The organism is Corynebacterium tuberculostearicum (genome assembly GCF_046097465.1).
GTDB classification, from domain to species: domain Bacteria; phylum Actinomycetota; class Actinomycetes; order Mycobacteriales; family Mycobacteriaceae; genus Corynebacterium; species Corynebacterium tuberculostearicum_I.
This window is the reverse complement of record NZ_CP175799.1, coordinates 644,887-663,961: the sequence shown is the minus strand read 5'-3', so window position 1 is coordinate 663,961 and position 19,075 is coordinate 644,887. Positions and strand designations below refer to the sequence as shown.

General features: G+C 60.4%; 18 protein-coding genes. 12 read left to right on the top strand and 6 right to left on the bottom strand.

Features of this window, described 5'->3' with window-relative positions; genetic code table 11:
• Nucleotides 1-75: 75 nt before the first annotated feature.
• The 3 genes from ACKFRX_RS03245 to ACKFRX_RS03235 are packed head-to-tail and all read right to left on the bottom strand — an operon-like array spanning nt 76 to nt 2,527.
• A complete protein-coding gene (locus tag ACKFRX_RS03245; RefSeq protein WP_005326721.1) occupies nt 76-654 on the bottom strand; it encodes a hypothetical protein in 579 nt (192 codons plus the stop codon).
• Between the two features lie 2 nt (nt 655-656).
• On the bottom strand, nt 657-1,229 hold the full coding sequence (locus ACKFRX_RS03240) for a hypothetical protein (RefSeq protein ID WP_005322542.1): 573 nt from the start codon (nt 1,227-1,229) through the stop codon (nt 657-659).
• A 29-nt stretch (nt 1,230-1,258) separates the two neighbouring features.
• A complete protein-coding gene (locus ACKFRX_RS03235) occupies nt 1,259-2,527 on the bottom strand; it encodes a hypothetical protein (RefSeq protein WP_179387461.1) in 1,269 nt (422 codons plus the stop codon).
• Between the two features lie 349 nt (nt 2,528-2,876).
• On the opposite strand from ACKFRX_RS03235, the gene ACKFRX_RS03230 reads away from it, so the two are divergent.
• From ACKFRX_RS03230 to ACKFRX_RS03210, 5 genes are read left to right on the top strand one after another with little or no spacing between them, the layout of a single operon-like run.
• Nucleotides 2,877-4,337, top strand: a complete 1,461-nt coding sequence (locus ACKFRX_RS03230; protein ID WP_250412691.1) for an acyl-CoA carboxylase subunit beta — start codon at nt 2,877-2,879, stop codon at nt 4,335-4,337.
• An 8-nt stretch (nt 4,338-4,345) separates the two neighbouring features.
• The gene (locus tag ACKFRX_RS03225; RefSeq protein ID WP_198492599.1) at nt 4,346-4,555 is read left to right on the top strand and encodes an acyl-CoA carboxylase subunit epsilon; all 210 of its coding nucleotides are present in this window, start codon (nt 4,346-4,348) and stop codon (nt 4,553-4,555) included.
• Nucleotides 4,555-5,142, top strand: a complete 588-nt coding sequence (locus ACKFRX_RS03220) for a Maf family protein (RefSeq protein WP_408921461.1) — start codon at nt 4,555-4,557, stop codon at nt 5,140-5,142. Before ACKFRX_RS03225 ends, ACKFRX_RS03220 begins: the two co-directional genes overlap by 1 nt.
• A gap of 31 nt (nt 5,143-5,173) precedes the next feature.
• On the top strand, nt 5,174-5,590 hold the full coding sequence (locus ACKFRX_RS03215; RefSeq protein WP_049377994.1) for a DUF3151 domain-containing protein: 417 nt from the start codon (nt 5,174-5,176) through the stop codon (nt 5,588-5,590).
• A gap of 15 nt (nt 5,591-5,605) precedes the next feature.
• Entirely contained in the window at nt 5,606-6,346 is a 741-nt protein-coding gene (locus tag ACKFRX_RS03210; RefSeq protein ID WP_408928106.1) for a hypothetical protein, read from the top strand.
• Between the two features lie 111 nt (nt 6,347-6,457).
• Here ACKFRX_RS03210 and ACKFRX_RS03205 read toward each other — a convergent pair whose 3' ends face one another.
• Both ACKFRX_RS03205 and ACKFRX_RS03200 read right to left on the bottom strand, forming a co-directional pair.
• The gene (locus ACKFRX_RS03205; RefSeq protein WP_408928105.1) at nt 6,458-7,351 is read right to left on the bottom strand and encodes a DUF4282 domain-containing protein; all 894 of its coding nucleotides are present in this window, start codon (nt 7,349-7,351) and stop codon (nt 6,458-6,460) included.
• A gap of 88 nt (nt 7,352-7,439) precedes the next feature.
• Nucleotides 7,440-8,501, bottom strand: coding sequence for a Cj0069 family protein (locus tag ACKFRX_RS03200; protein ID WP_005326737.1), 1,062 nt, complete (start codon nt 8,499-8,501; stop codon nt 7,440-7,442).
• 248 nt (nt 8,502-8,749) lie between these two features.
• Between ACKFRX_RS03200 and ACKFRX_RS03195 the strand changes: the two genes are divergently transcribed.
• The 7 genes from ACKFRX_RS03195 to ACKFRX_RS03165 all read left to right on the top strand — a co-directional run bounded on the left by ACKFRX_RS03195 (nt 8,750) and on the right by ACKFRX_RS03165 (nt 15,282).
• Nucleotides 8,750-9,613: a sulfurtransferase gene (locus ACKFRX_RS03195; protein WP_005322559.1), complete on the top strand. Its 864-nt coding sequence runs from the start codon at nt 8,750-8,752 to the stop codon at nt 9,611-9,613.
• 155 nt (nt 9,614-9,768) lie between these two features.
• Entirely contained in the window at nt 9,769-11,532 is a 1,764-nt protein-coding gene (locus ACKFRX_RS03190) for an acetyl/propionyl/methylcrotonyl-CoA carboxylase subunit alpha (RefSeq protein ID WP_408928104.1), read from the top strand.
• Nucleotides 11,533-11,555: 23 nt separating this feature from the next.
• Nucleotides 11,556-11,999 (top strand): hypothetical protein, encoded by a 444-nt coding sequence (locus ACKFRX_RS03185; protein ID WP_408928103.1) that lies wholly within the window; start codon nt 11,556-11,558, stop codon nt 11,997-11,999.
• 42 nt (nt 12,000-12,041) lie between these two features.
• Nucleotides 12,042-12,623 carry an ATP-binding cassette domain-containing protein gene (locus tag ACKFRX_RS03180; protein ID WP_408928102.1) on the top strand — a complete coding sequence of 194 codons (582 nt, stop codon included), beginning with the start codon at nt 12,042-12,044 and terminating at the stop codon, nt 12,621-12,623.
• The gene (locus ACKFRX_RS03175; RefSeq protein ID WP_408928101.1) at nt 12,620-13,642 is read left to right on the top strand and encodes an ABC transporter permease; all 1,023 of its coding nucleotides are present in this window, start codon (nt 12,620-12,622) and stop codon (nt 13,640-13,642) included. The genes ACKFRX_RS03180 and ACKFRX_RS03175 overlap by 4 nt, the downstream gene beginning before the upstream one ends.
• 141 nt (nt 13,643-13,783) lie before the next feature.
• Complete coding sequence (locus ACKFRX_RS03170; RefSeq protein ID WP_179387448.1) at nt 13,784-14,161, top strand: GntR family transcriptional regulator; 378 nt, start codon at nt 13,784-13,786, stop codon at nt 14,159-14,161.
• Between the two features lie 47 nt (nt 14,162-14,208).
• Nucleotides 14,209-15,282 (top strand): DUF5808 domain-containing protein, encoded by a 1,074-nt coding sequence (locus ACKFRX_RS03165; RefSeq protein ID WP_408922938.1) that lies wholly within the window; start codon nt 14,209-14,211, stop codon nt 15,280-15,282.
• A gap of 165 nt (nt 15,283-15,447) precedes the next feature.
• Here the strand turns inward: ACKFRX_RS03165 and ACKFRX_RS03160 are convergent, their stop codons facing one another.
• Nucleotides 15,448-18,879: a pyruvate carboxylase gene (locus tag ACKFRX_RS03160; RefSeq protein ID WP_408928100.1), complete on the bottom strand. Its 3,432-nt coding sequence runs from the start codon at nt 18,877-18,879 to the stop codon at nt 15,448-15,450.
• Between the last annotated feature and the right edge of the window lie 196 nt (nt 18,880-19,075).

The following is a 19,075-nucleotide window of genomic DNA, read 5'->3' as shown; positions in this document are numbered from 1 at the left end:
TGCACTGCGACGCGCAGATAGAAAGCGCCCTCTCGATCCATACGAACCGAGAGGGCGCTTAATAGTTGTGGTGGCCTAGTTCCACTCAGGCGCGTCTTCGAGGCGCAGCTCGGAGTAGCGCGCTTCTGGCACAGAAGCCGAATACGGCTTGCCCTGGGCTTCCCACTGCTGGTCGGAGTTGCAGCGCACGTCCTGACCGTCAGTGTCGAGCATGGTAAAGCCCCATACCAGCTTGCCCTGCGAGTTCGCAGGCAAGGTGTACGGGCCAACCACCTGGTTTAGCTTCCAGTGCTGCTCGCTGACGTAGTTGAAGCCATAGGTCTTGGTCAGCACCTTGGCCAGCTCGCCGGTGCCCTCAACGGATCCGGAGACCTCGATGGTCTGCGTGCGAGCCTGGGTAACAGTGTGCTTGACCGGTACTTCCTCGGCGTTGCGGTTTGCCACGCTAGTAGCGTCGGTCTGCTTGAACCAGCGGCGCTTTGCGGTGACGTAGGTGCCGTTTTCACCTGGCGTCGAGCAATGCGTGCCTGGCTTGTAGTCGTCGTTCCAGCGCTGGGGCAGCTCAAAGTCCCCACCGAAATCAGCGGCGTGGGCAACAGGAGCGGCCACCAGGCTCAGCGCCGCGAGGGCGCTAGCGATGGACGTCTTGCTCACGTTTAGCCCCAATCGTTGTTATCGCGGGTGGAGACCTCGATGTGGCGCTCCTTCGGCAGGGTGGCGGTGAAGGTGCCGCCGTTGGCCTGCCACTTGTGGTCGGAGCCGCACACGGTCTTCTGGCCCTCGAAGTCAGAGACAACCCAGCCGGCGCGCAGGACGGCGGTCTTGCCCGGAGCGATGTTGTACGGACCAACCTGCTCGCCTACCTCGTAGGACTGGCTATCGGTGTAGCTGGAGGAGAAGGTGAAGTTGATGAGGTCCATCAGCTTGAAGTCAACGCCGGCGGAAACATTCCAGGTCTTGGTTTTGGTTTCCTTGATAGAACGGGTAACGGGCAGCGGCTCATCGTTGTAGTTGGACACGGTCCAGGAACCGGCGGAGCCATCGAAGTAGGTGCGCTTGATGTCAACGGTCTGGCCGGTATCACCCGGGTTGGAGCAACGCTCACCGATGGTGGTCGGGTTGGCCGGGCCGAGGTCGCGCTGCGGCAGGGCGTTAGCGGCCGGAGCGAAGATGAGGCCGGAAGCAACGGCAAGAGCCGCGGTGGTAGAAGCAATCTTGGACTTGAACATGGAACTTTCTCCTTGCGTAGGTGTGGGGTTTAGTAGATGGTTTGGGTGGAAACCGGCAGGTCGCGGAAGTCGTCCGGAGTGACGTCCTCGGTGCGGGTATTGCCGGCCTTATCGGTGATCTTGGCCTCTGCCCAGAAGCCGCTCGGGGCGGAGGTCTGCTTGTAGTTAGAGGTGAGGTCGTAGTTTCCGCTCTTGCCGCAGTGAATCTCGCGGTAGTTAATGCGGGTCATGGTGGTGCCATACTCCACACGCACGCGCTCGCCTGGCTTGAGGTCGACGTGCTTGAGCTCGGTGCCGACCGGCATGTAGGCGCGCTTTACGGCACCGACGGACTCCAGCCAGCCCTTCGGAATATCGCCGCGGTTGCCCTGCCAGTTGGTGTATGGGGCGTGCTCGGCGCCAACGACGAAGTCAGTTACCGGTGCAAACTCGTAGTCACCCTTGGACCAGTTGAGGAAGTCCGTGGAGTAACCAGCCTTGCGGTAGGTCGGCTTTACAGCGGTGATGTCCAGCGGGTACCAGGAGCTATCGCTGGCTTCACACTTATCGCCTTCCTTAGGCCAGGAGGGATCGCGCTGCAGATCCGCAGAAGGCTGCATGATCTCATCCTTCTTCGGATCGGCGATCTTCTCTAGGCTCGGGCCGGATACAGAGGTGTAGTTACCCTCGATCGGCTTGGAGTTTGCACCCGGGGAACGGGAGGGAATTTCCATGGCCAGGTCGGACACGGAGCCGTCCGCCTTGATGATGTAGGCAAAGGCGTAGCGCTCGGCCGGGCCCTTACCGCGGATGACGTTAGAGCCTGGGATATTTTCCAAGCGGTCATCGTTGCAGCCTACGAACATGGAGATGAAGTCCTTTTCAATCACGCCGTACTCGACGCGGAAGGACTCACCCGGCTTCAGCTTCACTGGGCCGAAGGTTTCTTTATCGCGCCAGCCGTTGGTCATCTTCAGACCGATATCGGACTTAGCGGTGGTGTCCCAACCGGAAGGCAGCTTGGCCTTGGAATTGGCTTCAATCTCGTGATTGGTACCAGTTTCTACCTCGGCGGTGTAGGGCACTTCTTGGTTGGTGGTGTTTTTAAACTGCAGGGTGCCGTCGCTCATGTAGCGGCGGCCGGTTTCTGCAAAGCGCCATTCGCGCTCTGCATTATCGCCGGCGGCACTGCAGCTCTTGTAGAGGTTGGAAATGGGATATGCCTGCGGCATCGGGGGAACATCTCCCGCGTGTGCCACTGGCGTGAAGAGAGCCGCTACGGCGAGCGGTGCGAGCAAACGCAGTCCCTTTTTAATCACCAGAAGACCGTCCTTAATAGATCGTTAAAATCAGGGGAAACATTCATGAAGACTCAGGCAATCATAAGGGCTTACGGGGCACACATCAATAGCTGAATGAAAATCTTTCTAATGCTTTTATCCACCTTGAGGTGCAATAATGGGCACTCACCTGCCCAGCACCGTTAAATGTTTACAGTGGGAACTACCCCCAGATTAGGGCCCTTTGACCTAGTGCCACCCAAGGAATTCCCAGGTTTTATGCACCGCCCACACTGTGGTGGCATTTGCCACCCAATCATTTTCCGCACCGCGTCCCCGCAGCGTTCCATTCCGCATTGACCGGGGTGCGCTAGTAATGTGGGGGCCTATGACTGACCTGAAAACCACCGCCGGCAAGATCGAGGACCTGGACGCCAAGCTCGCCGAGTCCCGCGCGCCGCTGGGAGAAGGCGAGCCGGCCGCCCGCACCCGCGTGACGCAGCTGCTCGATGAGGGCTCCTTCGTGGAAACGGACGCGCTAGCCCGCCACCGCTCTACCGACTTCGGTCGCGAGCATGACCGCCCTTATACCGATGGCGTGGTCACCGGCTACGGCACTATCGACGGCCGCCGCGTGTGCGTCTTTAGCCAGGACGGCGAAATCTTCGATGGCACGATGGGTGAGGTTTATGCCGAAAAGCTCACCAAGATATATGACCTCGCCATCAAGACCGGCGTGCCCATCATCGGCATCTATGAATCCACCGGCCCGCGTGTACAAGAAGGCATCGTCACCATGGCCGGATACGCCCGCCTCATGGCGCGTGTCTCCCAGGCTTCGGGCCTCATCCCGCAGATTTCCGTTGTCGCAGGCAATACCAGCGGCATTGCGGCGTTCGCGCCAACGTTTGCCGATGTCCTCGTAGTCACCCAGGGCACCGCCCTCCACCAGGCCGCCAGCCACGTGGCCGGCGCGGAGCCGGAAACCTTCGGCGGCGCCGCAGCCCACGCGGAATCCGGCACTGCCCACTTGGTGGCCAGCGATGACAAGCAGGCTCTGTCCCTCGTGCGCGACGTTGTGGCTTACCTACCCGCCAATAACCGCGCTGAAGCGCCGCGCGTGGAGGCCGGTAGCGTCGCGGACTTCGATCTCAATAGCGTCATCCCGGATACCGCCGCGCAGGCCTATGACATGAGCGATGTCATCAAGGCTGTCGTCGATGAAGGCTCCTTCTTCGAGCTTTCTGCCGAGGCAGCACAAAACATCCTTACCGGCTTTGCCTACATCGATGGCCGCGCCGTCGGCATCGTTGCCAACCAGCCGCTGGCGCTGGCCGGCGCTCTAGACTCCGCCGCGGCAGAAAAGGCCGCACGCTTCGTGCGTACCTGTGATGCCTTCAATACCCCCATCGTGGAATTCGTGGACTCCCCAGGCTTTGTGCCTACCCCGGAAGAGGAAAAGGCCGGACTGCTGCGCAGGGCGTCGAAGTTTGCCTATGCGCAGGCTGAAGCGAGCGTCGGAAAGCTCACTGTGATCACCCGCAAGGCCATTGGCCCGGCCTACGTATTTATGGGCGCCAAGGACCTCGGCGCGGATCTGGTCTACGCCTGGCCCACCGCAGAAATTGCCGTCACCCAGGCCTCCCAAGCTTCCCTGGCCATTTATGGCTCGGAGGACAAGGAAGAGGAGATGGACGAGCTCTTCTTGCACCCGTATGCCGCAGCAGAGCGCGGGCTGGCCGATAATGTCATCGAGCCAACGGCAACCCGCCACTACCTGGTAGAAGGCCTGCGCCTGCTAGAGCGCAAGGCCGTAGCCCAGGTACCGAAGAAGCACGGAACCGTTTAGGAGGGCACATGTCTGCACCTGAAATCAAGGTAGTAAAGGGCAATCCCACCGAGGATGAGCTCGCGGCCCTGCGCACAGTCTTAGCGCAGATGAGTGCAAAACACTCGGGCGCTACCGGCGAGCGCAATGAATGGGGCAACCCAGCCGAGCGCTTCGAGCGCTTTGGCGCGCAGCGCGTCTACAACCCCTCCGCCTTCCATACCGTGCGGTACTTCTAATGCGGCTTATCCTTGCCTCCCAATCACCCTCGCGCGCGTCTATCCTGCGCGGCGCGGGCGTGGAGCCCGTTTTAGAGCCGGCCGATATAGACGAGCGCTCCCTCGAAGCCTCGCTTGCGGGCCACCCACCGGCCGATATCGTGGCAGCCTTAGCCACCGCCAAGGCCGAAAAGGTGGCCGAGCGCTACCCCACCGAGCCCGTCATCGGCGGCGATTCCATGCTGCTGCTCGACGGCGAGCTACAAGGCAAGCCCCATACCGAGGAAGCCACCATCGAGCGCTGGCACCAGCAAGCCGGCCGCACAGCCGAGCTGCTTACCGGCCACTGCCTCATCTTTGGCAATAAGCGCCATGTGGAAACATCCACCACCACGGTGCACTTTGCCCAGGCCAGCGAGGCCGATATCGCAGCATATGCCTACTCCGGCGAGCCTCTCCACTGCGCCGGTGCCTTCACCTTGGAAGCAATGGGCGGCTGGTTCATTGACCGCATCGAAGGCGATCCTTCCTCCGTTATCGGTTTGTCCTTGCCAGTGGTGCGCCGCGCGCTCTACGCCTTTGACCTGAACGTCTCCGATTTCTGGTAGCCGCGCGTCGGCGCCGCTACAGTGGGGTGGCATGGAAATGAAAGACATGCTTGCCCCGAAACCCATTGAGCTGCCGGCCGATCCCGGCGCAGAGTCCACCTCAGACCTCGCCGCCGGCATTGTTGCCCACCCCGATTCCCCGCTGCTGTGGGCGCTCCTAGCGGAGCAGGAACTCAACCAGCAGGAGGGCTCTGAGCCGTCCGCTTTCATCACGGCCTATGCCTACGCTCGCACGGGCTACCACCGCAGCCTCGATCGCCTGCGCGGTAATGGTTGGAAGGGTTGGGGCCCTGTCCCCTTCTCCCATGAGCCGAACCAGGGTGTCCTGCGCGCCATCGCCGCGCTCGGACACGCAGCCAAGGCTATCGGCGAGGACGACGAGTATGACCGCATTCGCCAGATGCTTTCCGACGCCGACCCGGAGTCCGTCGCCACCCTCCTAGACTAATCCTGGAGTTCCCGCATGCCTGCCGTGACACCGCGCTACCTACGCCGCTTCTCTGCCGCCGTATTGCTCACCGCTGCCGTGCCGCTCGCGCTGAGTGCCTGCGGTGCTCAGGAGGATTCTTCTTCCTCCCATCAGCCGGTCTTTTCCAGCCAAGCACCTGCCGAAGATGATTCCGCCGGCGGGGACGATGCGGGTTCCGCTGCAGCACCCTCCCCGTCGGAGTCCACCGATAAGGGCGAGAAGTCAGCCACGCAGCAGCAGGATAAGAGCGAGGACAGCGAGTGCACGGAGCTCCCCAACGACCCGCGCAAGGTCTACGCCTCTGGAACGGCACCTGGGCGCATGCCCGCTGATGACGGCAGCGATTTCAATTACTGGATCGCCGATATCGATAACTCCTATGACCCGTGCGCCACGATTAGCTGGATCATCTTCCGCGGCTCAATGGGCGATTTAAACGGCCCGGCAGGCACCGGCGCCTCGATTACTGATGGCATAGCCTTCTACGTCAATGGCGCCCCGGCCAAGGACATGTCCATCTTCCACAAGGTAGAGAGCGTCACCCCGGTCTCAGACAACGAGGTCGATTTCACGTGGGGAGAGCGCAGCCGCACCACCGCAGAGGGTATTACCGCCCACCACACCGTGCGCCTGCGGGCACAGGGCGATTCCCTCGAACCGGTATCCGGCGAAGTCGCGGAATTCAACAAGATGTGGGTTGACCTTCCCAGCTACCAGCTTGGCACCTACGACTAACTTTTAGGCCGGCACTTAAACGTCTCTGCCTGTAACAAAGCGCGCCCCAGCGGAATCCCGCCGGGGCGCTCGCCTTTGCTCGCTTAATTGCGCAAGCAGCTCATTACAGCGCTAGTCCATCTTGTCCAAGATGTCGCCGGTGTTTTGCGCAATGCGCACGTTAGCCACCATGGCTTCCAGGAACAGCCTGATGGTGACCATGATTGCGTAGTAGATGACAGTGCTCAGTACCGCCAGGAAGATGAAGGCAAAGATGCTTCCGAAGATGGCGGACGCGGAATCTTCCTGAATGCCATAAATGCCCATGCCGGTGGCGAAAAAGAAGGCACCGAGGAGGTGAAGGATCCACATGATGCCGCCAAGAATCATGGCAACCTTGTAGATTTCCTTCACGTGGGTAAGTGTCAGGAAGTGCTTGAACTCGAACTCAAAGAGCCCGCCCAATAGGCCGTCCTTCTTGCCCAGGCCCTTGAGAGCGTCACTCATTTGGCTCTTCTTATCACCGAGAGTCTGGCCGGAATCGGCAGGAGCATCGCCTGCTTGCGGGAACTGTCCGAATCCCTGGCTCGTGCCCTGCTGTTGGGTGTAGCCGCCGAAAACCGGCTGATCGCTAGCGGACTGGGCGGAACCGAATTGGTTGCCGTTCGCAGCAGCATCCGACGATGCCGAATCCGTAAATGGATTATGCGCACGGGAGGCAGCGCCCCCGCTTGGGGTGGAGGACTTCGAGGAGGCCCAGAAGTCAGAGGAGTTGCCCTCCGCGCTCGGCTTCGGGGAGGAAAGGTCACTCGAATTTCCAGGCTCACCAGGCTTATCGGTGTGGCCGAAAGACTTCGTCTCCTTGGCATCGGTAGAGCCGAATTCCTTAGTCTCATTCACCTCGGAGGCACCGGCGCCTTCGGCGCTTTTCGCAGCGTCCTCGGCGCGGTGACGCGGGGTTTCAGAAAAATCGCGCGGAGAAAAATCCTTCGGAAACCCGTCGGAGTTGAAATCATTATCAGCCATAATCTGGTCCTTAGAAAATGCTTTAGGGGGATGGTAGGAAAATGCCCCACGGTCACCCGTGGGGCCACTTGGCAGAATACAGCGTGCGCTAGGCGTTCGCGTCCTGAACGCGACGAATCGCCTCGGCGGCAACCTTTTCTTGAATACCCATGTCCAGTTCGGAAGTGAAGCCAACGCAGGAGCAGTTGATTTCGCCGAGAACGTAGGTGTCGGTGCCATCCGGGGCATCGTCAAGCATGAAATCCGCGGTCCAAATCAGCGGAACGTCCTTGGTATCGCCGAGCTTTTCTGCGATAACGGGGCGAGCCTTCTCGAACATCTCGAGCAACTCCGGCCAAGACTCCGGCTTATCGTAGGTGTACTTTGCGCCGGAGAAGAGCGTGGCAGAGAAGTTGTCGCCGCCTTCCGCTGGCTTCTTGTGCACGATGAATACCGGCTCATCGCCCACGAGGAGAATGCGGATTTCGCCCTCCACAATGCGCGGCATAAAACGCATGTCCACCAGCATGCCGTTATCGCCCTCAATGTACTGGTCGCAGAAGTCCATGAAGGCGCCCAGCTTATAATCGTGGGTCTGGTTATCTACTGCCTCGGTGCACTTCAGGGCGGTGTCGAGCGGGAGCGCGGTGCCCGGTTCTACGGACTGGGCAAGCTCCTGGTCCGCAAGGCGCACGCGCCAGATGCCCTCACCGGTGGAACCGCGGTTCTGCTTGAGTACGCGCTCGCCATAAGACAGCGAGGTGGGGAAAGTATTGTGCAGCTCTTCTACCTCGTAGTACGCGGCGGTATCGTCCGGCACCAGAGGGGTGTCATTGAGCTTGACCAGTGCATCTTTGGCGCCGTAGGCCATCATGTCCGCCGGAGTGGACATGCCTACCAGGCCGGCGTCTGCCAGCTTGGTGAGCAATTCGAAATAGCCCTTTTCGCCACCGGGGATATTGCCTGGGTTCACACGAGAGATATAAGCATCAAAGTTTTCAGAAACCTGGGCGTAGATCTCCTCTGCCTTGTCTGGGTGGAAGTAGATGACCTCCGCATCCCAGCCTTGTTCCTTGATCGCGTTGACGATCGGCATGGTGTCCTTACGGTGACCATCTGCGCCTTTATCGGAGCCGCCCTCTACCTCAAATACAACGATTGCCTTGTGCACTAGCAGTTCCCTTCTTAGGTGGTGTTCATAGCACGTTTTCGCACCATATCCGTAGTTTATCCCAGCTTTTCCTCCCCCGCGCGGCCAACTGCCCCCTCTACCTAGCCCCGCCGGCCGGCGCCCCTACTTCCCCGGCCAAGCCCTGTATCGCACACCACAGGAATGATCCCCGAGTGATCACCACGGGAAAAATCGGGTTAAAGTGGTGGTAGCAAATTACTAACCCTTATAGGAAAGGCAGGCGGACAGTGGCTGACGTTGATCCCTATCCCCCATTTCAGGAATACGCACACCCCGAGCGCCTCGTGTCTGCACCGTGGCTGTCCGCACGCCTAGGTATCAAGGGCCTGCGTGTCATCGAGGTCGATGAAGACTCGCTCCTCTATGACATTGGCCATATCCCCACCGCCACTCGTATCAACTTCCGCACGGAACTACTGAGCCCACTTACTCGCGATTTCATCGATGGCAAAGAGTTCACTGCCTTGATGCGGGATAAGGGCATTAATGCCGACGATACGATTGTCCTTTATGGCGATAAGTCCAATTGGTGGGCCGCCTACGCCCTGTGGGTATTTACCCTCTTTGGCCACAAGGATGTTCGCCTGCTCGATGGTGGCCGCAATGCCTGGATGGCCGAGGAACGCGATACTTCCTTCATGGTGCCGGACTTCCCCGTATCCGAATACCCCGAGGTAAGCCGCGATGATTCCGTCCTGCGTGCCTTCGTAGACCAGGTGCGCGAGTCCGAAGGAGCGCTCGTGGATACCCGCTCCCCAGAGGAGTTTGCGGGCGAGGCCACCGAGCACGATCCCAATGGCGATTCCGCCTACGGCACCACCATGCGCCACGGCCACATCCCGGGCGCCATTAACCTCGAGTGGGACCGTTCCAACTATCCCAACTCCTGCTTCCGCTCGGCCGAGGAGCTCAAGGTCAACTACGGAATGTTGGAGCCTGAATCTGCAACGATCCTCTACTCCCACGTAGGTGCGCAGGCCGCGCACACCTGGTTTGTGTTGACGCATCTTTTGGGATTCACAAAGACGCAGGTCTACGATGGTTCGTGGTCTGAGTGGGGCAATATGGTGAAAATGCCGATTGAGCGTTAACTTTTCGGTTTCGCCACCTAAACCCATATCCGGCATGGATGTGGGTTTATTTTTGTTCAAAAATATCCCCACTCGCGTGCGTGAAAATTAACTCATGCTTTTGTGTGCAAGAATAGATTGCGTATTCAACCTAATGTGTTCAGGAGGTTGCTGCCGTGGCAGTAGAAACCAAAAAGATCTCTAAGGTTCTCGTGGCGAACCGCGGTGAGATCGCCGTTCGCGTGATCCGCGCGGCCCGCGACGCTGGCATTGCCTCCGTCGCCGTCTACGCCGAGCCAGACGCCCAGGCACCTTTTGCCTCGCTTGCCGACGAAGCCTTTGCCCTCGGCGGCACCACTTCTGCCGAGTCCTACCTCGTCTTTGACAAGATTCTGGACGCCGCAGAAAAGTCCGGCGCCGATGCCATCCACCCCGGCTATGGCTTCTTGTCTGAAAACGCCGACTTTGCCCAGGCCGTCATCGACGCCGGCCTGACCTGGATTGGCCCCTCCCCCGAGTCCATTCGTGACTTGGGCGATAAGGTCACCGCGCGGCACATCGCCGAACGCGCCGAAGCCCCCATGGCCCCAGGCACCAAGGATCCGGTAGCCGGTGCCGATGAGGTGCAGTCCTTCGCCATGGAATACGGTCTGCCCGTAGCCATCAAGGCTGCCTTTGGCGGCGGCGGTCGCGGCATGAAAGTGGCCTACTCCGCAGAGGAAATCCCCGAGCTTTTTGAATCCGCTACCCGTGAGGCAACCTCCGCCTTCGGCCGCGGCGAGTGTTTCGTAGAGCGCTACCTGGACCGAGCCCGCCACGTCGAGGCCCAGGTACTGGCGGATAAGCACGGCAACGTAGTCGTCGTCGGCACGCGCGATTGCTCCCTGCAGCGCCGCTTCCAAAAGCTGGTCGAAGAAGCCCCGGCTCCTTTCCTCACCGATGAGCAGCGCGCCTCCATCCACGAGTCCGCCAAGCGCATCTGCCGCGAGGCCGGCTACTACGGCGCAGGCACCGTGGAATACCTGGTGGGCGCCGATGGCCTCATTTCCTTCCTAGAGGTCAATACCCGCTTGCAGGTGGAGCACCCAGTTTCCGAGGAAACTACGGGCCTCGATCTCGTGCGCGAGCAATTCCGTATCGCTGAGGGCCACGAGCTCTCGCTCAAGGAAGACCCCACCCCGCGTGGCCACGCCTTCGAGTTCCGCATCAACGGCGAGGATGCCGCGGCGAACTTCATGCCAGCCCCTGGCACCATCGTGAAGTACTCCGAGCCAGCAGGTCCGGGCGTGCGCGTTGATTCCGGCGTCGTCCAGGGCTCCGTTATTGGCGGCCAATTCGATTCCATGCTGGCCAAGCTCATCGTTTGGGGCCCAGACCGCGAGACCGCGCTGCGTCGCTCCGCCCGCGCCCTGTCCGAGTACACGGTGGAGGGCCTGCCCACCGTTATCCCGTTTGACCAGGCTGTCGTTGCTGACCCCGCCTTCGCTGCAGAAGACGGCAACTTCCGTGTCTACACCAAGTGGATCGAAGAGGAATGGGATAACCAGCTTCCCGCCCACGATGAGTCCACCGATGCCGAAGCCGCCGAGGCCGAGCCTTCCCAGGTGCACACCGTGGAAATCGACGGCCGCCGCATCGAGGTTGCCCTCCCCGCCTCCTTCGGCGCCAATGGAACCCCGCGCAAAAAGAAGAAGCGCAAGGGCTCTGGCGCCAAGGCCGCAGTGTCCGGCGATGCCGTTACCTCCCCAATGCAGGGCACGGTCATCAAGGTCAACGTCGAAGAAGGCCAAGAGGTCACCGAGGGCGAGGTCCTCCTCGTGCTCGAGGCCATGAAGATGGAAAACCCCGTCAAGGCACATAAAGCCGGCACCGTTACCGGCTTGGCCGTGGAAGCAGGCGCTTCTACCACCAAGGGCAGCGTACTGCTGGAAATCAAGTAGCCTACCCCGCTAGCCTTGGAAGAATGACTGATTCTTCCCTCGGCGTGCGCTTGGCCAAGGAAGAGGACCGCGACTATCTTGCGGGCCTCTTCCCTTCTTCTATCGCGGACTGGTCCCCCATTGTGGACGGCGGGGTCATCGCCCTGCCCATGGCCGCCAACGAGGACCCCACCGTTGCTCCCCGCGGCGCCGCGCTCCTGCGCTACTACCCCGCCGCCGACAAGGGCCCAGCTTTCTTGGGCAATCCCTCGGCGCACCCGCTTGACGACGCCACCTGGCTTACCCCCTTCGACCCCGAAGACATTCCCGAGCTCATCGTCTCCAGCGATGACCCCGCCGCCCGCGAGTTGCTTATTGCCAACGCCATCGACCTCGCGGCCGAGCAGACTGCCCCCGGCATCTCTTCCGCTGAGCCCTTGCCCGGATTTGAAGAGCTCGCACCCGGTAAGTTCTTCCGCCGCTTCTAGCTCGCCCCTAGCTCCGGCCGCCCTCCTGCTAACCTAGCTACGATGCTGAAAATAGATGCAACTTATGGACATTCCACCGCTTTAGGGCGCCTGAATCGCACCTTCGACGCCGGTCGCGTATACGGCTTGAAGGGTCCCAATGGTGCGGGTAAATCTACGCTGCTGCAGACCTTGAGCGGCGAAATTGCCCCACTCGAGGGCACTGTCTCCATCGACGGTGCCGCCCCCGGCAACGCAGAGGCCGCCGGCTCCGTCATCGCAGTCGCGGATCCGGTCTTCTTGCCCGACCTCACCGTCGGCGAACACTTCACCCTGCTTTCGCGCCGCTCCGGCGTGGACTTTGCCGAGGTCCATGAGCTCTGGGCTATCGACGACGCCATCCGGAACTCCGCGGTCAGCGACCTTTCTTCTGGTCAGCGCCAGCGCGTCTACCTCGCCGCCCAGCTCTATCAGCCGGCTAAGGCCCTGCTTATCGACGAACCCGAGCGCCACCTTGACCACACCTGGACCGCCTTCTTGGCCGAGGAGCTGCGCCACCTCGCCACCGAGGGCCGTTGTGTAGTGCTGGCCTCCCACTCCCCGGCCATCTTCGATGCCTGCGACGAGGTGGTGGAAATTTCATGAAACTTCTATCCCACGCCTCCTCAGCCATCTATTACGCCTTTATAGCGGCGCTCATTGCGAGCGTCAGTGTCTACGCTTGGCAGAATGCCGCCGAGGTTTTGCCCTCGCTCGCGCAGCGCACAGCCGCGGCTCTGCCCGCCACCGCGACCATCGGCGCTGGGGTCGGCTCCCTCGCCCTCATCGTTCTTCTTGAAGCGCTCTATCCGCTGCGCAGCCTTTCGCTCAGCCGGTGGGTCTATGTGAATAGGCCGCGGGGGCGTATGCGGGGCGTCGATAAGCTGTCCATTGCCCAGCTCGCCGGCGTGAGCCTCCTCGGCCTCGCCCTGTGTACGTCGCTGCGCCTTCCGCTCTATGCGGCGATGGCCCTCCCCTTGCTGCGCATAGCGCTCGGCTGGCGTTCCTTCGACCTCGCCTCACTTCTTCGCTCGGGCCGCACCCGTGCCGTCGGCTCGTCCTCCTTTGGACTGCTGGATTCTGAGGTTTCTGCCGATGCCATTGCCTCCCAGTCGGCGCGCCTGCGCCCCAGCTCGCGCGCCACAACATCGCCCGGCCGTCTCTTTTTCCGACGCCTATACCGCCGCTGGTACATCCCGCTCGGCGCGGTAGCTGTCATCGGCCTCACCCTAGGCCTCGTCCCACAACTCGGCAGCCTGGCGCTCATAGGATTCGCTGCCGCATGGACCATCGTCGGCGCCGCCACCGGCCGCGCCGCATCCTTTGGCCGCATCATCGACGGAACCTGGCCTGACTGGGGTCTTCCATTGACCGCGACAGCCGGTGCCGCCGTTCTCGGTACCACCTTCATCGCCGCCGTGTGGAAGCTGCCTGTACTCGTACTCGCCGCGTGCTGTTTAGGACTTACCTACGCCTCCTTCAAGCGCTCCCGCCCGGCGCGGGTGACCACCATGAACATCATCGACACCGGTGGCTTCGGTGCTTCGTTCTCCCCCGAAGTCTTCGGTTACTTCCTGCGCGGTGGCTACGGCATTGCGGCCATAGCTGTAATCCTCTTTTTCTAGTCGCCCTGCGCTTTCCCCAGGTACGTCACTTCAATAAGTTGCACATACCTGGGGATTTCTTTTGAGCTTTGTTCTGTATTACTTCACATAACACAGTTTGTGTTACTATAAGTAATATAGAATAAAGATTGGAGGTGACAGATGTTCATTAACCTCAACCCCGATTCAGATGTCCCCGTCTTCCAACAAATCCACGATGAATTAGTACTGGCCATAGCTCGCGGCCAGCTCTCTGATGGCGACAAGCTAGACCCTGTCCGCCGCGTCGCCAAAGACATAGGCATCAACCCAGCCACCGTAAAGAAGGCGTACGACCTCTTGGTCTCTGACGGCCTCGTTGAAACTGCCGGGCGTTCCGGCTCCATCGTCAGACCCGGCGCTCACACCGAGGCTCAAGAAAGGCAACTAGCTGAGCAATTAGGCCGAGTAGTCGCGCTCGCCCGTGCCCAAGGCTTTAGCCCAGATGAGCTCCACACCCACCTCAGCTCCACTCTTAAACACTTGGAAGTATCCTCATGATTTTCGCCCTTTTAATGGCCGCCACAACTCTCGCAATTACTTGGATTATGGCCAAAGCCCCTTCCCTTGCCTCGCCCGGCACACCGCTCGGTGTGCGCGTGCCAAAGGCCTACCTTTCCGATAGTGCAGTTACCTCCGCCCTTGCTGGATACAAGGTCCGTACTTGGGGCTGCGGCATCGCGGCAACAATCCTGTCCCTCTTTGCCTGGAAAGTGCCCCTCCTCGCCGCTGTACCGTCCCTCTTGGTAACGCTCGGCGGCTTGTGGGCCTACATCTCTCAACGCCGCCGCATCATCGCGGCGAAAAAGACCGGCGATTGGTTCGACGAGGTCGAAACCACCATCGCTGCTCGTGTTTCCACCACCGCCAATGGCACACCCGAATTCGCAGGCATCCCCACGCCGACTTTTCCGTGGATAACAATGCTCGCCTCGCTGTTGTGTATCGCGGCTGGTGCCATCATCGTCGCTTCCCACTGGTCCGATATTCCTGACCCCGTTCCAGTGCACTGGAATTCTTCCATGGAGGCGGATAATTGGAGCGAAAAGAATATCGGCAGCGTATTTTCTATCTCCTTCATCACCTTAGGAACGCTCTTACTTTTCGCCATCATCTGCTCTTTTATCGCACATAGTGAGGTATCCCCACGTTCAGAACGCAGCATTAAAGCTCGGCTGCGCAACGAGGCCAACCTCGCCTTCACGAATACCGTCATGGGAGTTCTCACCCTGCTCATGTGTGCCGGCATGGCCTTCACGCAAGTAACCGGCCCTGTACCGCAATTTCAGCGGTTTAATGGCGCCGCCATTATCACGATGTTGGTGCTTACCATCGGTGGCAGCATCGGACTGGTTGCGCTTCTTCTCTACAAGCAATCTCAATTATCCGAGCAACTGCGTGGAATCCGCTTTCCCGATGAAGACAAAGAATCACCGGACAATGACCACCTCTATAAATGGGGCGTTATGTACTACAACCCGGAGGATCCGGCGGTACTAGTGGATAAGCGCTTCGGCACCGGCATGTCGTTCAACTTCGCCCGCTGGCAGGCCAAGGCATTCCTCATCATCACGCTTCTGGTTCTAGTCGGCTCAATAGCGCTACCTTTCCTACTAGGCTGAAAATTTTAGCCCTCCCCGCTGAATCAAGATTCTCGTCCATATAAACCACCGATTTCGTCGACGGTTTTGGTGGTTTATATGGACGAAAGTCGCGAAAGCCGCCTGCAGATAGCACAGCGCCCCGCTTCCTAGAGGTTTAGGAAGCGGGGCGCTGGCGTGCGTCAGTTAGTTGATGACGGCGATGAGGTCGCCGCCTTCCACCTTGGTGGCCTGGCCGATGGCCACGCGCTCGACCACGCCATCCTTGGTAGCGGAGATGGAGGCTTCCATCTTCATTGCCTCAATGACGGCGATTTGATCGCCGGCCTTAACCTCGTCGCCAGGCTTGGCGGTGGGGTTGACCACGCCGGCGAATGGTGCGGCGACATGGCCCTCGTTGGAAGGGTCGGCCTTTTCGACGGTAGCGACCGTGGATTCGGCGTTCTCGTCGCGGACCTTCATCGGGCGGATCTGACCGTTGACGTTGAGAACCACGTTACGCATGCCCTTTTCGTCCGGCTCACCCACGGCGTCGAGGCGCACCACGACCTGCTTGAGGTCAGCGCGATCGGTGGAGTCCTCTGGGAAATAGTGGACGACCTTTTCTTCGCCTTCGGTAAGACCGTAGAAGAAGGTGGTATCCGTCAGCGCCTCAGTGTTGCCGTACTTGCGGCGGAACTCGTTGAATTCCTCGAACTGCTTCGGGAACAGGAGGCGGTTCAGGCTGGCGCGGCGCTCATCTGAATTATCGGATTCCAGATGCGGCTGTTCTTCCGCAGGGACCTCGCTCACCTGGGCGCCGGTTTCCTCGCGGCCATCGAGCACCTTATCGCGCAGCTCCGGCCAACCGCCCGGAGGGGTACCGAGCTGGCCGCGGAGGAACTGGTTGACCGAGTCCGGAATATCGAACTTGGTCGGGTTGGCAGCGAAGTCCTTCGGGTCTACGCCTGCACCGACAAGGTGAAGGGCGAGGTCGCCCACGACCTTGGAGGATGGGGTGACCTTGGTCGGGCGACCCAGCATCTCATTGACTGCTGCGTAGGTGTCCTCGATGACCTCGAATCGGTCCGCCAAGCCAAGGGCAGCGGCTTGGGCACGCAGGTTGGACAGCTGGCCGCCTGGAATCTCGTGCTTGTACACGCGACCGGTCGGGCCAGGGATACCGTTTTCAAACGGGGCGTAGAGCTGACGCACGGCCTCCCAGTAGGGCTCGAGATCCGATACGGCCTGCAGGTCGATACCGGTATCGCGCTTGGACTGGGAGAACGCTGCGATGAGGGCGGACAACGACGGTTGCGAGGTGGTACCGGCCAGCGGCGCGGAGGCGCCGTCGACAATGTCGGCACCGGAGAGAGCAGCCGCATAGTAGGTAGCCATCTGGCCGCCCGCGGTATCGTGCGTGTGCACGTGCACCGGCAGGTCGAATTCCTTGCGCAGCGCCATAACCAGCTTGGAAGCGGCCTCAGGGCGGAGCAGACCAGCCATATCCTTGATGGCAAGGATATGGGCTCCGGACTCTACAATCTGCTCGGCCAGCTTGAGGTAGTAATCCAGCGTGTACAGGTTCTCGCTCGGAGAGGAAAGGTCACCGGAGTACGCCATGGCCACCTCAGCAACGGTGGTATTGGTCTCGAGGACGGCATCGATGGCGGGGCGCATCTGGGAGACGTCGTTAAGTGCATCGAAAATACGGAAGACGTCCACGCCGGACTTGGCTGCTTCCTGGACAAAGCCGCGGCAGACCGAGTCTGGGTACGGGGTATAGCCCACGGTATTGCGTCCGCGCAGGAGCATCTGGATGTTCTGGTTTGGCATGGCCTCGCGCAGCATATCCAAGCGGACCCAAGGGTCCTCGTGGAGGAAGCGCATGGCGACGTCATAAGTCGCACCACCCCATGCCTCGACCGAGAACAGGTTCGGGGTCATGCGGGCTACGGCCTCGGCCGCAGAAACCAGGGCGGTACTACGCACGCGGGTAGCCAGCAGGGACTGGTGGGCGTCGCGGAAGGTGGTATCCGTAACCATCAGCGCATTCTGCTGGCGGATCTTCTCCGCCCACTTTTGCGGGCCAAACTCGAGCAGGTCATCGCGGGAACCGCGCGGGAGCGGCTCGGAAAGGTCCAGCTCAGGGAGCTTATCAAAGGGGCGCAGAGCCGTCGGACGCTTACCGTTGGGCTTATTAACGGTGGTCTCCGCGATGTATTCGAGGATGCGACCAGATTCGTCGACTGCCGGCGGAGCCTTGAGCAGGTGCGGGTGTGCGTTGATGAATCCGGTGTCCACGCGCGTCTGAGTAAAGTCCGGTTCACGCAACAGAGCACGCAAAAAGCCGATATTGGTGGCCACACCGGAGACGTGGAACTCGTTGAGCGCGCGCTGGGCGCGCTGCACGGCCTGCTCGAAATTGACGCCGCGGCAGGTCATCTTTACCAGCAAAGAGTCAAAGTTCGGCGAGACCTCTGCACCCACAGAAGTTGCACCGTCCAAACGCACGCCAGCGCCGCCCGGCGAACGATACGCGGTCAGCGTGCCGGTATCGGGACGGAAGCCGTTATTCGGGTCCTCGGTGGTGATGCGACACTGCAGGGCAGAACCGGTGATGGAAATCTTGTCTTGGGCGAGGTGAATATCTTCCAGCGATGCGCCGGCCGCGATATTCATCTGGGCCTTGACGATGTCTACGCCGGTGATTTCCTCGGTCACGGTGTGCTCCACCTGCACACGCGGGTTCATCTCGATGAAGACGTGATTGCCGCGCTCATCGACGAGGAATTCCACGGTGCCCGCGCCCTCGTAATTGATGTGCTCACAGAACTTCACCGCATCCTGGCAAATGCGGTCACGCAGCTCAGAATCCAGCGACGGAGCCGGCGCAATCTCTACCACCTTCTGGTGGCGGCGCTGCACCGAACAGTCGCGCTCGAAGAGGTGCACCACGTTGCCCTGGCTATCGGCGAGAATCTGCACCTCGATGTGCTGCGGGTTGATGACCGCGGTTTCCAGGTACACGCTGCCGTCACCGAACGCCGCCTCCGCCTCGCGCGAAGCCTCGGCCGCCTTTTCGCGCAGCTGATCCTCGGATTCCACGAAGCGCATGCCACGCCCGCCGCCACCGGCGACAGCCTTCACGAATACGGGGAAGTTAAAGTCCTTGGAGTATTCCACCAGCTTATCGACGTCCGTCGATGGCTCCGAGTCCTGCAACGTCGGCAGCCCAGCTTCCTTCGCCGCACTAACTGCCGCAGCCTTATCACCGGTCAGGTCCAACGTGCTTGGGGTCGGACCAATGAACTTAATGCCATTGTCCTCACACGCACGAGCAAGATCCGCGCGCTCCGAAAGGAATCCGTAGCCGGGGTAAATGGCATCCGCTTCGGCCTTCTTGGCGGCGCGGATAATCTCATCAATGTCCAAATATGCCTTGACCGGCTGCCCCTCGGCGCCGATGCGGACGGCCTCATCCGCGAAGGCGCGGTGGAAGGAGTTTCGGTCTTCGCGAGGATAGACCGCGACGGTCTTTGCCCCGGTCTCAAAGGCAGCACGGAATGCACGCACGGCGATTTCGCCGCGGTTGGCTACCAGAATCTTTTTGAACGATGGAAGCGCGGGATTAGCCACTTCGGTGTTCCTTTCAACTCGGAAGGTACTGCGATACAGCACCTCCTCTTGGGTGATCCGTATCTCAGTTTAGAGATCGAAACCTTTCTTGTCTGCCCATTTTCAAGCGGATTTTGCCACACTATCCAGCACTTAACCCGTTGCAAGGGAAATTTCTGCCGCCCGACCAGTAATAACAGGGTTAGCCGGTCTGTAA